This is a genomic window from Paenibacillus sp. FSL W8-0919 (assembly GCF_038003785.1).
Lineage (GTDB): Bacteria > Bacillota > Bacilli > Paenibacillales > Paenibacillaceae > Paenibacillus_AQ > Paenibacillus_AQ lactis.
Genome location: NZ_JBBOPV010000001.1, coordinates 1,332,010 through 1,346,942, shown reverse-complemented (window position 1 = coordinate 1,346,942; position 14,933 = coordinate 1,332,010). Strand labels below are relative to the sequence as shown.

General features: G+C 50.3%; 14 protein-coding genes and 1 other annotated feature. Of the genes, 3 read left to right on the top strand and 11 right to left on the bottom strand.

All coding sequences use genetic code 11. The annotated features are described in order from the left end of the window. Positions 1-41: 41 nt before the first annotated feature. Positions 42-306, bottom strand: a binding site (T-box leader). A 108-nt stretch (positions 307-414) separates the two neighbouring features. The 6 genes from NST44_RS05875 to NST44_RS05850 form a co-directional block, all read right to left on the bottom strand. Further along, entirely contained in the window at positions 415-2,124 is a 1,710-nt protein-coding gene (locus NST44_RS05875; protein ID WP_213616775.1) for an ABC transporter permease, read from the bottom strand. After that, a complete protein-coding gene (locus tag NST44_RS05870; protein ID WP_213616773.1) occupies positions 2,121-3,149 on the bottom strand; it encodes an ABC transporter ATP-binding protein in 1,029 nt (342 codons plus the stop codon). The genes NST44_RS05875 and NST44_RS05870 overlap by 4 nt, the downstream gene beginning before the upstream one ends. An 84-nt stretch (positions 3,150-3,233) precedes the next feature. Continuing rightward, the gene (locus tag NST44_RS05865) at positions 3,234-4,349 is read right to left on the bottom strand and encodes an extracellular solute-binding protein (RefSeq protein WP_213616771.1); all 1,116 of its coding nucleotides are present in this window, start codon (positions 4,347-4,349) and stop codon (positions 3,234-3,236) included. A gap of 41 nt (positions 4,350-4,390) precedes the next feature. Next, positions 4,391-5,209, bottom strand: a complete 819-nt coding sequence (locus NST44_RS05860; protein WP_210094139.1) for an MBL fold metallo-hydrolase — start codon at positions 5,207-5,209, stop codon at positions 4,391-4,393. Between the two features lie 40 nt (positions 5,210-5,249). After that, on the bottom strand, positions 5,250-6,401 hold the full coding sequence (locus NST44_RS05855; protein WP_213616770.1) for a GntR family transcriptional regulator: 1,152 nt from the start codon (positions 6,399-6,401) through the stop codon (positions 5,250-5,252). A gap of 304 nt (positions 6,402-6,705) precedes the next feature. Then, the gene (locus tag NST44_RS05850; RefSeq protein ID WP_340898291.1) at positions 6,706-7,641 is read right to left on the bottom strand and encodes a LysR family transcriptional regulator; all 936 of its coding nucleotides are present in this window, start codon (positions 7,639-7,641) and stop codon (positions 6,706-6,708) included. A 126-nt stretch (positions 7,642-7,767) separates the two neighbouring features. On the opposite strand from NST44_RS05850, the gene NST44_RS05845 reads away from it, so the two are divergent. The 3 genes from NST44_RS05845 to NST44_RS05835 are packed head-to-tail and all read left to right on the top strand — an operon-like array spanning position 7,768 to position 9,748. After that, on the top strand, positions 7,768-8,475 hold the full coding sequence (locus NST44_RS05845; RefSeq protein WP_007129120.1) for a DJ-1/PfpI family protein: 708 nt from the start codon (positions 7,768-7,770) through the stop codon (positions 8,473-8,475). A gap of 5 nt (positions 8,476-8,480) precedes the next feature. Continuing rightward, positions 8,481-9,380 (top strand): pyridoxamine 5'-phosphate oxidase family protein, encoded by a 900-nt coding sequence (locus NST44_RS05840; RefSeq protein WP_007129121.1) that lies wholly within the window; start codon positions 8,481-8,483, stop codon positions 9,378-9,380. A 2-nt stretch (positions 9,381-9,382) separates the two neighbouring features. Continuing rightward, the gene (locus tag NST44_RS05835) at positions 9,383-9,748 is read left to right on the top strand and encodes a hypothetical protein (protein WP_007129122.1); all 366 of its coding nucleotides are present in this window, start codon (positions 9,383-9,385) and stop codon (positions 9,746-9,748) included. A gap of 127 nt (positions 9,749-9,875) precedes the next feature. Here NST44_RS05835 and NST44_RS05830 read toward each other — a convergent pair whose 3' ends face one another. The 5 genes from NST44_RS05830 to NST44_RS05810 form a co-directional block, all read right to left on the bottom strand. Beyond that, positions 9,876-10,421 (bottom strand): 50S ribosomal protein L25, encoded by a 546-nt coding sequence (locus NST44_RS05830; RefSeq protein WP_340898288.1) that lies wholly within the window; start codon positions 10,419-10,421, stop codon positions 9,876-9,878. 294 nt (positions 10,422-10,715) lie between these two features. After that, on the bottom strand, positions 10,716-12,188 hold the full coding sequence (locus NST44_RS05825; RefSeq protein ID WP_007129124.1) for a serine hydrolase domain-containing protein: 1,473 nt from the start codon (positions 12,186-12,188) through the stop codon (positions 10,716-10,718). 50 nt (positions 12,189-12,238) lie between these two features. Then, complete coding sequence (locus NST44_RS05820; RefSeq protein ID WP_007129125.1) at positions 12,239-13,345, bottom strand: HAMP domain-containing sensor histidine kinase; 1,107 nt, start codon at positions 13,343-13,345, stop codon at positions 12,239-12,241. Then, positions 13,333-14,004: a response regulator transcription factor gene (locus NST44_RS05815; RefSeq protein WP_007129126.1), complete on the bottom strand. Its 672-nt coding sequence runs from the start codon at positions 14,002-14,004 to the stop codon at positions 13,333-13,335. The genes NST44_RS05820 and NST44_RS05815 overlap by 13 nt, the downstream gene beginning before the upstream one ends. A gap of 152 nt (positions 14,005-14,156) precedes the next feature. Beyond that, entirely contained in the window at positions 14,157-14,597 is a 441-nt protein-coding gene (locus NST44_RS05810; protein ID WP_007129127.1) for an SRPBCC family protein, read from the bottom strand. Positions 14,598-14,933 lie beyond the last annotated feature (336 nt).

Below are 14,933 nucleotides of genomic sequence, written 5' to 3'. Positions count from 1 at the left end.
AAAAGATCCGGATGCACAAAAAAAGCCTTCCATCTCCAATAACAGGAGACGAAAGACTTTGACATCTTACGCGGTACCACTCCGAATTCATGCCGTCACAGCATGCACTCTACGGATACAGGGCTGGCAGCAACGCACAATCCTTGCATCCTCCTGAAGATAACGGTCAGGCTCCGGCTCCACCTACTCTACGGGTTCAGCGAGCAACTCCAAGGCGAGTTCCGATTTTCTCCACGGCTGTTTCGCACCATCCAACAGCTCTCTTCACGTTTTGAAAAACGTACTATTCCTTTTCAACGTTTTAAATATTAGAAACAATGTATATCACCAATACGTTTGATGTCAAGTATTATCTTTCATGTGTCAGGGATGTGCATTGTTCTATAGTATGCCGCCATTTCGGAATTTTTACCTTCAAGTTCTGCTGTTTCTGCCATATACAAAATATAAAGTAATGGTGGACATGATCATCAATATAACGGAATACACCAAGGTTAACGCTTTGGTATCCGCTGCGGCCTGCGCATCCGTGCTGTTCTTGATGACGATTCCTAACGGTTGGTACAAAGGATGATAGAGGAACACCGTAACGTCGTAATCCGCCAAAATCCCGTTAAAGTTCAAAGCGAGAACCGCTAGCGTTGAAGGAAGAATGATAGGCAGCAGCACTTTCCTGAACGTATAGAAGGGTTTGGCGCCAAGGTTTCTTGCCGCATCTTCCAAATTGCTGTCCAAGCTGAAGAATGATGCCTTTACCATACGCAGGGTGAAAGGAATATGAACGATCACATACGCGATCAACAGCATCCAGACCGTTCCCACCAGAACCGAATTCCCGATCACCAGCTGGGGCGTATTAAACGTTACGATCAGTCCGATCGCGATTAATGTCGAAGGCAGGATCCATGGGATCAGCAGCGAGTATTCCAGGGCAAGCGTCCACTTGTTATTATATTTATGCAATAATCTTGAGACCGCCAGCGTCAACGCTACGACGATGACCGAGGCTGCCGCGGCATAGACGATGCTCACGAGATAAGGCTTGAATGCGGACATGGATGAAAACACTTGAATGTAATTGTCCAAGGTGAAGCTGCTCGGATTCAGCGTGGCGGTAGTAATGCTGGCCGAATCGGTGAACGAAAAGAGGATGATGAGCACGACCGGAACGATATAGAGCACAAACAGGCCGTAAGCCAGAATATGAGCGGCGATATTCCCGAATTTGTGGCGAATCTTTTGCTTGACCAGCTCGGATTTGACTTTGGAGACCGACATGAAGTTGCCCTTTCGTTCAAACCGGATCATCACGGTTAACAGCACCAGCGTTGCCAAACCGAGAATAAGGGCCAGCAGCGCGGCCAGATCCCTCGACGTCATGCTTTTCGAAAATGTCAGGATCATCGGCGTAATCGTTTGGAATTCCTTCCCGCCCAGGATGAGCGGTGCAGACGTGGCGGCAAGGCCGGTCAGGAAAGTCAGGATCGTTAGCGCATAAATGGTAGGCTTCAGAACCGGGAGCACAACTCTTCTTAGGATGTACCACGTTGGGGCTCCCATATTTCGCGCCGCTTCTATGGTCTGAAAGTCGATTTTGCGAATCGCATTGCCCATAAACAGGAAGTGGTTGGACGTGCAGGCGAACGTCATGACGAATAGAACCGCCCAGTAGCCATGAAACCAGGTTGCATCAAAAGAAGGGAATAAGCGGACCAAGAGCTTGGTCATAAACCCTTCTTCGCCGTAGACGAATTTATATCCGGACACCAGCACGACCCCGCTGTAAATCAGCGTCGTCGAATATCCCAGCTTTAAGATCTTCGCGCCTTTGATATCGAAGTATTCCGAGATCAGCACGAGCGTAATGCCCACGATGTTTACCGTAACGACAAGCGAGAACGCCAGGATAAAGCTGTTGTACAAACTTCTCATCGCGCGTTCGGATGACAGCAGCTTTTCCGCTGCCTCCAGCGTAAATTTGCCGTCTTTAAAGAAGATTTCGCCATAAATATTCAAGTTCGGGTAAATCAGAAAGGCAATGACGAACCAAATAATCAATCCGTACAGGATGATGGCGATCGGATTCATGGAAGCCAGCCGGGTGTTTAGGCTCCGGACATTCATGCTTCCCCCTCCTTCATCGGGTACTGCAAAATATCGCCTACCGGAATGTAAATATCCACCTCGTCGCCAACCTCATGCTGAACGAGACTGCTTTCCTTCTCGATGGTCTTTAATTGTCCGCCGCCGGCAATCTCCAGTACATATTTGCTGTATAATCCGTAAAATTCCCGCTCCGCAATCTTGCCTTTCAGCTGGATCGTATCAATGCCCGGCAGGGGCAGCAGGCTGACCTTTTCATTCCGGACATAGGCGATGTTTCCCGGATGGACCACCTCTTGCAGTCGGCTGTTTGTTATCGCCTGCGGATCGATCCGGTTAATATCCCCGATAAAATTACACACAAACTCCGTCTGGGATTGGTTATAGACCTCCTGGGGCGTGCCTACTTGCTCCAGAACCCCCTGATTGAATACGCCGATCCGATCGGACAGCGTTAACGCTTCTTCCTGATCGTGCGTGACATAGATCGTCGTGATCCCGAATTTCTTCTGCAATTCCTTCAGCTCGTTTCGAAGCTGTACCCTCAGCTTAGCGTCCAAATTGGATAAGGGTTCATCCAGCACCAGGATACTCGGCGTTAACACCAGCGCCCTGGCAATCGCCACGCGCTGCTGCTGTCCGCCGGATAATTCCGATACCTTCTTGAACAGCTGTTCATCCTTCAAATCGACCTTACGGGCAATATCCCGTACCCTTTGGTCCACTTCAGCCTTGGAAATCTTCTTTACCCGCAAGCCGAAGGCGATATTCTCGAACACATTCATTGTCGGAAACAGTGCATAGCTTTGAAACACCATACCGATCTCTCTTTTCTCGATCGGCAGATGAGTAATGTCGGTATCCTTCAACAGGATCCGTCCGCTCGTAGGCGTAATAAACCCGACCAGACTGCGAAGGGTCGTCGTTTTTCCGCAGCCCGAAGGACCAAGGAACGTGAAAAACTCCCCTTCCCGAATATGCAAATTGAGGTTCTTGACCGCATGAAACGCTCCGAATTTAATATCAACGCTCTGGAATGTAATCATCGTATACTCTTCCTTTTTGTTGTTCTTGAATGAACGGCTGTATATTGGCCTCCCAATATACAGCCGGCTTGACTCCATTCCTTCTTATTGCATAATCTCCAGCTCGATTTTCTCCGCCCACTGATCCATGTTTTCGGCGATAAAGGCCCAATCCAGCTCCTGCGGTTTTAAGGTAGCATACAGCTCCTTGACGGACGCGTTGGCTTGTTCGGCCGCTTTCGTATTGGCCGGCATCGCATTGAACTGTGCCGCAAATTGCCCTTGGACTTCTGCGGAGCCCATCCATTCCACGAATCGTTCTGCCGTTGCCTGCTTCTTCGTTCCATTTACAATCGCAGCGTGCTCTACAACCATCGGCACGCCGATTTCCGGACTGACGATGCCTGCCTTCACTTTATACTGCTCTTCCTTCTGCTCCAGGGTTCCGGACACCAGCGCTCCCAGCGGTGTTTTGCCGCTCGCCAGATTGGCATAGAAGTCTTCGCCCTCGACAGCGTTAACCCCGTTATCATAGAGCTGCTGAATTTCGTTCCAGCCTTCCTCGGAGATGCCGAGATCGCCATTCGGATCCTGGAATCTGGTCAGAATCCCCGCTACGACAAGGCGCGGGGTGTTTTGTCCAAGGAGCGTCGGAGCCTCATACTTCCCTTTGAACGCGTCGTTCTTATAAAGTTCGGTCCAGTCCTTCGGGGCCGTATCGGCCGTGAATTCGTTCGGGTTGTAACCAAGCAGAATCGCTTGCTTCACAAGACCGTGGTAGTAGCCTTCCGGATCGTTCAGGCCCTGCTCAACATCTCCTGCCCAGCTTGGAACAAACTTAGCCAGAACGTCTTCCTTCTTCAAATTCTCATACAGCATATTGTTCAAGCCGTATACAACGTCCGCGATCGGGTTGTTCTTCTCGGCAATCAACCGGTTCGTCAAATCGGCGCCGCCCGCCCCAACAATTTCAATGTCAAAGCCCGCGCTCTTCGCTTGCTCGATTAACCATTCGCCGCGGCCGTCAGAGTTCGCATTCGTGTACACGATCAGCTTCTCATTCTTGGCCGGTTCGGAAGACGAATCCGTCCCAGCCGATGTTCCGGCCGGCGCTGCGGCCCCCGAATCGCCCGTGTTTGCATTGCCGGCATTGTTGCCGCCGCAAGCCGATACGACCAGACACAAAATGAGAAGCAAAGCTGCCATCGTCCATTTTCTCATGATTATCCCAACTCTCCTTTTAATCATTCTTCTTATTCGTTTCAAATGTTTATGATTAACCCGTCGTATGCCGGCACAATTCCGACGGGATTGAAGATGCGGACAAAATCCTCGTGAAGCAGCTTGGAATTATGGCTAAAGTGCGTGACGACGATTTTGCCTTCGGGCTTCAGAATGCTTTCTTTCTGGAACTCGCGCTGAGCCTCCAGCACCGTTTCCACGCACATATGATTGCGGTCGCGGGAATTTCCCGTATATCCGTGCGTGCAGTCGAGGATGGCGCAATCCAGATTTTTGCCCTTTAACCACGCCCACGTCGCATCCGGAAACCACCCTGAATCATGTCCGTACAGCAGTGCTTTTCCATCCTTCTCAATCACGTACAGCAGGCAGGTTTCCATGCGGTCATGATCCGCCAACAATGGCGTTACCCGCGCATCGCCCATCATGAACGTCTCAAACGGACGCACCAGATGGAACGCATACCTTTGTCCTTCAAAACGGCCGATCGCGGCACGCGTATGATGCATCACGGTACCATTGCCATAAATGTGCATCGGATGCTGAAGGCCGTGCGCAATTCCTTCCCTCCGGCATTCCAGATCAGCGGCATTATAATGGTCCGAATGGGAATGGGTGACGAGCAGATGCTCGATGGCCCCAAGGTCAATGTTGTCCCGCAGCGCCTGCATATAGGAATCCGGGGAATAGTCAAACTTGATGACATCGTCAATGATGGCGGAAGTTCGCGTGCGGATATTTTTGCCGCCTAGCTCCCGCGCTTTGGCACAATACTCGCAGTGGCAAAATGCATTGGGAAAGCCCTCTGCGGCTGCGGTTCCTAGAAAGTGTATTTTCAAAAGTCATTTCTCCTTACCATGCAAACTGTAGCGATCCATGTTACGTCCTGGTCAGAACGGATTTTCGTTCTACAATCGATGTTTGAATTTTAATGGTGATCGGATTCTCGTTGGAGCTGCCGACACGCTTCATCAGCAAATCAACGGCCGATCGGGCAAGCCTCTCGGTATCTTGTCGAACCGTCGTCAGCGGAATCGGAATATAGGCCGCCAACTGGATATCGGAGAACCCGACGATGGACAGCTTGTCAGGGACCGGAATATCCATATGGAGTGCGGTATATATCGTCGAAATGGCCACGTGGTCATCACCGCACATGATGGCGGTCATGTGGGGGTTGTCCTGAATGAACCGCTCCTGTTCCGGATCTCGCTCATGAATGCGGCTGGTATTGCAAGCCACGCTCCTGAAGTGAATGTTCTGGTATTTTACCGGGATTTTATGGTCGAGCAGCGCCTGGATATATCCTTGGTACCGCTCCTCCCTGCTTGTGATATGATCGATCGCGTTCGACGTATAGCCGATTTCCCGGTGCCCCTTCCCGATCAAATACTTGGTCATTTGGTAGGAGCCCATATAGTGGTCGTGATAGACGCAGTCGATCTCCACTTCATGGAAAATGCGGTCGATGATGACAAGCGGCAGCTTTTGCAGCTTTAACCGTAAAACCTGGTCGCTGCAGGTCTTCCTCCCCTGAGGGAATAAAATAATGCCGGTGATTCCTCCTTCGGCCAGCCTTTCCAGGCAAAGCTCCTCATCGTCGCAATCCTTCGTCATTTTCAAAATGAGGTCGCAGCCGTGCTTTCGCACTTCGGCCTCGGCGGCGGCGATGATTCGGGCCGTATAATCGGACAGGTGAGGCATGATGAGCGCGATCTGCCCGCTCCGCTTCTCGACCGCCGGAGCCGCCTCGGGATCCTGGGGAGGGAACCCTCCTTGCGTGATGCGTCCGTCTTGCGGTTCGGCAAGGAACGTTCCTCTTCGGGGCAAGCGGTACACCAGACCCTGCTCGGCCAGCTTTTGCAGCGCTAGCTTGCTCGTCATTCGGCTGACGCCAAACAGCTTGGCAAGCTCGCCCTCCGAAGGAACCGGATCATGCGGCCGCAGCCTGCGGCTTTGAATAATCTCGATGACCTGATCGGCCACCCGGTGATAGAGTTGGTTCTGTTTGGTCAAACGGATATCTTTCATCACATTATCCCTCTAATCGTTGAGTCGACTCGAATCCGCAAGGGATCTAATTTGAACATAAAGAATGTCACTGACATATTCAATGATATATATGTAAATGTCTTGTAAAATCTATGTTAAATCCGGATTTTATGCTCCAAAATCAGGAATTGTATATCAGTGATATCCCCTCTTTACGAGCAACCGATTATTTGGGACATACGGCATTGCGACTCCAAAAGAAAAAACCGACCCCAATTTCAGGTCGGTTCATCCTCTATTTTCATACTTTATCAACATAAATAAATATATTCCCGAGGTAAAATCATACTGGATCCCGATCGGACAATTCCAAGGTTTTATTAGGGGGGCTGGTAATGTACTCCAGCAGCTTCTCTCGAAATACTTTGGCAGGTGTGCCGAGCACCCTGTCCCTATGCCAGATCAGTCCGTGGTTCATCCGGACCGGCTTAGGCAGCGGAATACTGACAACCGTTCCTGTGGCGAGCTCCTTCTCCATGGTGATCTCCGGCACAAACGCAATGCCGAGTCCGCATGCGACCATAGAGCGGATCATCTCTGTGCTTGGAAACTCTGCTTGTGGTGCGGAAGCGGGCAGTCCCAGCTCCGCCAATATGCGCAGACCATCGTTGTGGTAGACACAGCGACTGCCAAAGCCGATTACCTGAACACCGGTTAATCCGCTCCAATCTTCGGAGCGGATCCGGCTGGCGAGTTCATTCGAACAAACGAGCACTAAATTTTCTTCGACGAGTGGCTCGAACAGAATGTCTTCCCGCTCGGGGTCTTTCGGTACGATACCGAAATCAATCTCATGGGAGGCGACCTGGTCGACAATATCTCCTTGGAATCCGGTATCGAGCAGAAGCGTCACTTCCGGATATTCGGCGAAAAACGGATTCAAGAATCCGCTTAGCCGCGTAACGCAGAACGATTCGAGCGCCCGCACACGGACAGGCCCTCGCGGTCGTTCCAGACTCCCTAAATCCTCCTCCAGCATTTGCCCAAGCTGTACAAATTGCCTGGCATAAACGGCCAGCTTCTCTCCGGCGTCCGTCGGTTTTACGCCCCGGGAAAGCCGGTGAAACAGTTTATTCCCACAGATTTGCTCCAGCATTTGAATCTGTGAGGTGACAGTCGACTGCACGTACCCCAGCTTATCAGCCGCACGGCTGAAGCTTCCCTCTCCCACTACGGTTAGGAATGTGACCAGAAACCGCCCTTCCAGCTTCTCCAGCACGCTTTGTCCTCCTTGTGATATCGAATTATCCGATATTACGCATCGTTTATTTTCGTTTTTCGAATATGTAATACGATGATAGCATAGGAGTTAGTTCCGGAACAATGAAAATGTAGGAGGGTTACGATGGAGATGGAGAAGGAGAAGGAGAAGGAAAAGGAAAAGAACATCATCCCGGGCTTCCGCCTTGGCATATACGTGTTCAAGGATGCGGAAATCGTGGACTATGCCGCCCCGTACGGGGTATTCTCTGTGGCCCGCAGACTGGCTCCCGAGCTTGAGGCATTCCTCGTTGCAGACGCAATGCATCCTATTCAGACGCAAGCTGGTCTTACCGTACTGCCCAACTATAGTTTCCACGACGAGCCTGACATGGATGCGTTCCTGATTCCAGGGGGCTTCGGTACCCGACAGGAAATGCATAACGGCCGACTGCACAGGTACATCCGTTCTTTGCCGGAATCATGCCTGCTGACGAGCGTATGCACCGGTTCCTGGGTGTACGGTCAGATGGGACTGCTCGATGGCATCGCCGCGACGAGCCGGAAGGAAGCTGACCGATTGGAGGCATCAACGCTCGGCAAAGTGCCGATCGACCGACTCGCGGAAATCGCCCCGGCGTGCAAGATCAGCCGCGCCCGGGTCGTGGACAGCGGTCGGATGATCACCGCCGGCGGCATCGCTTCCGGCATGGAACTCGGGTTTCACCTGCTGCGCCGGGCGGGCTATGACGAAACCTTTATTTCGGAGGTAGCGCGAATTATGGAATATCACCAGGCGTATGACGGATACCGGGACGATATCGAACCGGGCCGCGCGGCAATCAGAGGTTAAGCAGCATGTCCAGCGACAATGTGTACCATTCCGGTGAACTGGCCGTACAAAGATTAGCAGGCGCCGAGGCGATCGCAGAGCAGAACGGAAGAATGATCAAGAGCAGATTTCCTAAGGGAGCGGCGGTTTTTTTATCGAAGCAGACGCTGATCATTGCTTCTTCCATTGACAAGAACGGGAATGTCTGGTGTTCGATGTTAACCGGCAACCCGGGATTTATCGAGCTGTTAGACGAAGTCACCATGGTGATCGACGCCGTTCCCGTGGAAGGAGATCCCCTGATTCATCACTTAGGGGGTAATCCGAATCTTGGATTGCTAGCGATCGATCTCTACAAGAAATCGAGATTAAGAATGAACGGCCAGGCTATGGTTGACAGTGAACATCGACTAGTTGTCAATATCGAACAAGTTTACGGCAACTGTCCGAAATACATTCAAAGAAGAACCGCGTTGTTCGAAGCCGATTCCCGAAGAGTTCCAAAATTAGCTGAGCGCAGTTCGGAGCTCAATGCCGTGCAATCGGCGCAGATTCAGAATGCGGACACTTTTTTCATCGGCAGTATCGGCCCGGAAGGGAATGCCGACGCTTCGCATCGGGGAGGGCCGCCGGGTTTTGTAAAGACGCTTGACGAACGCACGCTTCTTTTTCCCGATTATTACGGCAATTCCATGTTCAATACGTTAGGCAACATCTACTGCAACCCGAGTACCGGTTTATTATTGGTCGATTTCGATAACGGGCATTACTTGCAACTGACGGGGCGCTCGGAAATCATATGGGAAGATAACGAAATATCCCGCTTTCCAGGTGCGGAGCGGTTGGTACGGTTCGAGATCGACGAAGTACTTTATATCGAACAAGGTACAAATCGAGTTTGGGTAATCGAAAACAAGGAGGAATAACGATGGTAGCGGATAAGTTTCTGATTGTGATCCAAGCGAACCAACAGGATGTCGGCAAGGCGGTTCATGGACTTTTATACGGGCAAGAGCTTTACGAAGCAGGCTGCGAGGTTGAAATCGTATTTGACGGGTTAGGGACGCAGTGGCCCGATGAGTTCGGCAAGCCGGAGCATCCATTTCACGCTTTGTTCAAGCAAGTGATGAAATCCGGAATCATTAAAGGAGGTTGTCAAGCTTGCTCGGGATTTTTCGAGGTGGCGGAGCAAATCGAGAACGCTGGCATCCCGTTGATCGGTAACGAGGGTTCGGGTGGGCATATTCCTTTCGGTCAATATGTAAAAGACGGTTTCTTGCCGATCGTTCTCTAACAAAGACAAAGCCAGGAAGATGCTTCCTGGCTTTGCGTATTTAGCATTTTGATACTCGCCCAGCAACAATATATTACCTTTGGAATCCACGCTCTGCGTGGTTTTCTCAATTATAAGACATTAAGCTTTAAGGCTTCGATACGGATACGAGAAGCTCGTTATCCCCAGAGATGACCGTCACTTCAGGCGGTAGGGTCAGGTCTTTCACGAAGAGTGTATCTCCGACTTCCATCGCACTGATGTCCAGTTCAACTGTGGTTGGCAGGTCTTTCGGGAGAGCCTCTACTTCAACATAAGGGGCCTGGATTTGCACAACGCCGCCTGACTTGGTTCCGATCGGAGTCCCTACGAATTTCACCCCGAGCTTCGTACGAATGATCTCGCCCGTCTGGACGAGCTGAAAGTCGACATGCACAAGGGCGCGGGTTACCGGGTTCCGCTGAAGATCCTCCAGCAGCACCGTCATGGATCGGTCCCCTTCCATCTGCAGCTCAATAAAGCCAGATGCCCCTCTCTTTAGCCATTTCTCAAATTGTTTCGTGGAAATGTGAATGATTTCGTTATCTGCGTTTTTGCCGAACACAACCCCTGGCAAACGCCCCTTCTGACGTAAATTACGAAGTCCCGAAGAATTTAATCGCGGACGTCTTTCTGTATGAATGCATGCAGCCATGCTCTACCTCTCCTTTACATGAGTGATCTTAGCGCTGTAAATAGCAGCCGTAGAACCTCCCCTGAACGGGGATCAATAGAGAAACATAGCATCCAGACCTCCATCCTTTCAGATCGATCGCAATACATTAAATGTAAAAACCCCGCAAATACAGACGAAGGCACCCCACTCCGAGGAGTGGAATGCCTATGGGTTTCATCTACCATATCATAGTTTGATGGATATTGGTATAGGGGTTAATTTTGTAGCAAATGTTTGCCGGTAAAGTCACCTTCGCTGGCTCAGAATCGCCTCCTAAGGTGAGGTGGTTATTCCCTTCAACTTCTTTACCTGGTAATACAATCTGAGTCGGCAGACCATAACCGTTATATTCACAAGCGATAATACAACCAGCCATATGATCAGCGATGACATGGCGGTCCATAGTCCATACCAAGGCAATACTCGCCCGGTTCCAATAAATGTAGCTAACGGCGACAGAAATAAGAGAATCAAGACTGGGAGCAGTCCTCCTGCTAATGAAACCATCATTTTCCCGGCTGTCATGGCCTTTTTGCTTCGATGGATACGATAGAGCCTATATATCCCCCAAGCAATCGTCGCAAGCACCAGGAGAATCATAACCGTCTCCATGTTTTTGCTGTTGACAATCGGCGATTCGGCCTTTTCTCCCTTCATAATCTTTGCGATTCCATCAACAAAAGCCGAATAATCGACAAAGGCGTTTAAACCGGAGTCAAACATCATCGCAATGCCCAGCCGCTGATCCAAATCGATCGTCTCTTCCGCCTTATACGTCCATAAAATTCCGCTATGGGAAATCCTCCGGCCCCCTTGCTCATCCTCATCCGCAAGCCACCCCATTCCATACGGTCCCTTCTGTCCGGCCGTGTGGTACTGCTCCATCAGCTCTGGCGTAAGAAGCCTGCCATTATATTGGGCGAGCATCCACTTGGCCATATCATCGGCAGTCGAAATCATACCGGCGGGTCCGTCAACGAACCAAGAGGGTTCAGACTGTCTTACAGGATGGCCAAGCAATATATAATGTCCCCGCGGAATGGCGGAGTTCTCATTGATCTGCCGCGTGTTGCTGACATTAAAGGTATCTCTCATTCCCAGAGGCTCAAAGATATGCTCCTCCAAGTAATCGGAGAAGTTCTGTCCGCTCATTGTCTCGACCAATAAAGCCAAATATTGATAGTTCGGATTGTGATAGCTATAGGCTGCCCCAGGATCATTCGCTAGCTGAACCGCGTTCAACGACTCGTTAACCTGATGCAGCGATTGATATGGGGACGAACGGGTCATGTCGGGATTCACCTTGTCATTAAGTCCGCTTGTCTGGTTGAGCAAATCCCGAACGGTAATATCGCGAACGCGCTCGTCCTTAGGTGCGAGGTCGGGAAAATATGATGCGTACGGCGCATCAAGCTCGATTAATCCTTTGTCCGCCAGCTGAAGGACAGCCAGTGCCGTAAAAGATTTGCTTAACGAAGCAATAGGAAACGGGGTGCGGTCGTTTATATCACGGCCCTCTGTAGCGCCGTACCCTTGCGTATAGAACACCTCATCGTTATGAACGATGGCAAGGGCCGCACCCTGAATATGATTGGCGCTCATTGTTTTTTTAACGTATTCATCGATCTCCTGTTGGACTTCTGTTTTGCTTCGAGCTTCAACGGCGGAAGCGGGTCTGGCCAGGATGCCCATCAATAGCAGGAAACAACTCAAGACTAGCCACATTTTCTTCTCTACGGTTCTCATACCAGCACTCCTTATTTCATGTTAAGGAAATGCTAATCGATCTTTTTCAACTATTTATCAACTCCGTACCAAAAACTTGCCGTTACGCTCCCACCGCCATGGAGGCCGTTGGCTACCTGCAGACTCCCCTCATGCTTTTCGCAAAGAACTTTGCAAATGTAAAGCCCCAGTCCGTGATGTTCATTCGCATCCCATACCTCTCCGCGATAAAAGGGAAGCACGGCCTTGCGGAGCGTCACCTCGGAAAAACCTGCGCCGTCATCCGCGACGGTTATAGAAAAGAGGTCCTTGCCGACGTTATAATGAACGCTTACGTGACTAGAGGCATAACGCGCTGCATTTACGATCAAATTCTCAAAAACCTGCATCGTCAAATGGACATCGACCGTTATTTCGTTCGCTTCCTCGGCAATGGATGAACCGAAAGTCTTACCATTCCGTCCGGTAATTTGGCGTGCGCTGTCATTCAGCAAGGAGATGAGCTCATCCGTTTCAATCCTGCGGCTCTGTACCGGCATATCCTCCAGCTTCTGAATAGAATTCATCGCCTCCGTGAAGCTTTCAAGACGGACGATATGCGCCTGCATCGTTTGAATCGTGTCCAATAGTTTCTCCTCGGATATCTTGCGCTCCGGCAAGTAAGCGGTCAGAAACTCAGAGTATCCTTTTAGAACGGACAGAGGTGTTCTCAGATCATGGGCAAAAATAGCGTTAAGTTGTCTTCGCTCTTCGGCCGATCGCCAAAGCGTTTGGTGGTTCTTCTCCAACTGACCGCGCATGTTCTCAAATACACGGCATAATTCCCCCATCTCATCCCGGCTGTCGTAAGAAATATGAAACCCCAAATCGTTCGCCGAAATTTTCTCCGATGCCTGCATCAAGATTTCAAGCGGTTGTTTCAGTTTCCACCGATAAAACAAGCTGCCCATCAGGACGATGCCGACGGCAACCGTTAACAGGACAACCGCAACGAGGGAAGGCAGCAACCAGTCGTTCACGGAAGAATAGCCGGCAAACCGCAACCGTATGCTTTCCGCCCATCTAAACTCCAATGTGATGACGACTAGAACGGCGATGAGCGTAAGGCAGCATAATAGGATGAACGATTGCAGCAAGGTGAACCGCTTCAGGCTCAGCCAGTTTATCATTTTCGCCATTTGTAACCCACTCCCCATACCGTTTCAATCCTGTCGGCGCAGCCATGCTCTTTCAATTTGACACGAATTCGCCGGATATGCTCCGCTATTACGGCGCTGTCGCCTTCGCCGTCCAGTCCCCACACTTTTTCAAAAATACGCTCTTTGTCGAACACCATTCCGGGATGCATGGACAATAGCTCTATAATATCGAATTCTTTTTTGGCCAAGGGAATTCGTACATCGTGGATGTAAAGCGCGCGAGCCGAATAATCAATGGCCAAATCTTCGCTAAATCGTACGGACGTTTTCGTTTGGCTTCGCATCTCCCTGCGCAAATGTGCCTCTACCCTGGCACCCAGCTCATGAATACTGAACGGCTTGGCTATATAGTCATCCCCTCCGGCCTGAAATCCCGATATTTTATCCGCATCCTCGTCGCGGGCGGTTAGAAACAGAATCGGACAGGACACAAAATGCCGGATTCTCCTGCATAATTCCAGACCGTCAAGCTCCGGCATATTGATATCCAGCAGCACAAGATCCGGTTGATTCTCTAGTTGCCGCAGCGCTTCGCTGCCATCCTTCGCCGTCATCACAAAATACCCGTTTATTTCAAAGTAATCCGTGAGCAGTTTGCGAAGATCGGCTTCATCATCTACGATCAGTATCTTTTTCATCCTGCCCTCCCCGCCCCCCTATCCATTTCTCTGGATCCAGCATAACAAAAATCGCCGTCCGAGTCCCGACAGGGACCGTGAACGGCGACAATTCTAAAGTCATCACTTAAGCTGCAGTCTTCTCGGGTATACGTATATCTCAATCTAAAAAGCTAGTCGGCCATTTCCGCCAGCACCTTGCCCAACCGATCAAGCTGCTGTTCATTAGCTTCTATGCAGATGGGCTTCGCTTTTTCAAACTCCTCTTTCTTCTTGAAATTTTGACGGAAGGTGACCCTGGTTCGGCTATCCAAGTCTTCGAAGGTACCCGTCACCCGAAATTCGTGAACGTTCAGATGATCAATCACGACCCGCTCCGCCGGGACAAGCTCAACAAAGACATTATGGTTAGGATAATCCACGCCATCCGGTCCGTGCATAGTGAACTTCCACGTACCTCCCGGCCGTATATCGCACTCGTGAAACGTATTCTTGAAGCCTCTCGGTCCCCACCACTTTGCTAATAAATCAGGGGTTGTCCATGCCCGAAACACAAGCTCCTGCGGGACATCGTACTCGCGCGAAGCAATAAGCTCATTTTCTCCTATAATCATGTTCCTACCTCCTCTTCTATTTCCTTGCCCAATGTCTCTTCATGAACCATCTCCACTCTTTTGCGCTAGCTGAATACCGGTAACTCTAATGTAAATCATTACGTTGCGTAAGGTTCAAGTGCAATCGTGACAGCAAATTGTTAGTTATTTATAACTAACACCCACTTCAAAAAAAATATGCTCAGCTTGATGCATGAATATTGCCGACATGTTCCTCCTTACTGTGTAATAAGGTTCGTCACTGTGTAATAAGGTTCGTCTTACAAAACCCATGAAGACCAGTAAAGCAATGAACCCGGAAACCGCGCATGATGCAAATAGAGCAGGGTAGCCGAA

What these genes read in the sequence shown, in the direction of transcription:
- NST44_RS05830 (WP_340898288.1), bottom strand. Translation starts at nt 10,421, where the DNA reads ATGGCTGCATGCATTCATACAGAAAGACGTCCGCGATTAAATTCTTCG.
- NST44_RS05865 (WP_213616771.1), bottom strand. Translation starts at nt 4,349, where the DNA reads ATGAGAAAATGGACGATGGCAGCTTTGCTTCTCATTTTGTGTCTGGTC.
- NST44_RS05855 (WP_213616770.1), bottom strand. Translation starts at nt 6,401, where the DNA reads ATGAAAGATATCCGTTTGACCAAACAGAACCAACTCTATCACCGGGTG.
- NST44_RS05835 (WP_007129122.1), top strand. Translation starts at nt 9,383, where the DNA reads ATGGTAGCGGATAAGTTTCTGATTGTGATCCAAGCGAACCAACAGGAT.
- NST44_RS05870 (WP_213616773.1), bottom strand. Translation starts at nt 3,149, where the DNA reads ATGATTACATTCCAGAGCGTTGATATTAAATTCGGAGCGTTTCATGCG.
- NST44_RS05840 (WP_007129121.1), top strand. Translation starts at nt 8,481, where the DNA reads ATGTCCAGCGACAATGTGTACCATTCCGGTGAACTGGCCGTACAAAGA.
- NST44_RS05820 (WP_007129125.1), bottom strand. Translation starts at nt 13,345, where the DNA reads ATGGCGAAAATGATAAACTGGCTGAGCCTGAAGCGGTTCACCTTGCTG.
- NST44_RS05810 (WP_007129127.1), bottom strand. Translation starts at nt 14,597, where the DNA reads ATGATTATAGGAGAAAATGAGCTTATTGCTTCGCGCGAGTACGATGTC.
- NST44_RS05825 (WP_007129124.1), bottom strand. Translation starts at nt 12,188, where the DNA reads ATGAGAACCGTAGAGAAGAAAATGTGGCTAGTCTTGAGTTGTTTCCTG.
- NST44_RS05815 (WP_007129126.1), bottom strand. Translation starts at nt 14,004, where the DNA reads ATGAAAAAGATACTGATCGTAGATGATGAAGCCGATCTTCGCAAACTG.
- NST44_RS05845 (WP_007129120.1), top strand. Translation starts at nt 7,768, where the DNA reads ATGGAGATGGAGAAGGAGAAGGAGAAGGAAAAGGAAAAGAACATCATC.
- NST44_RS05875 (WP_213616775.1), bottom strand. Translation starts at nt 2,124, where the DNA reads ATGAATGTCCGGAGCCTAAACACCCGGCTGGCTTCCATGAATCCGATC.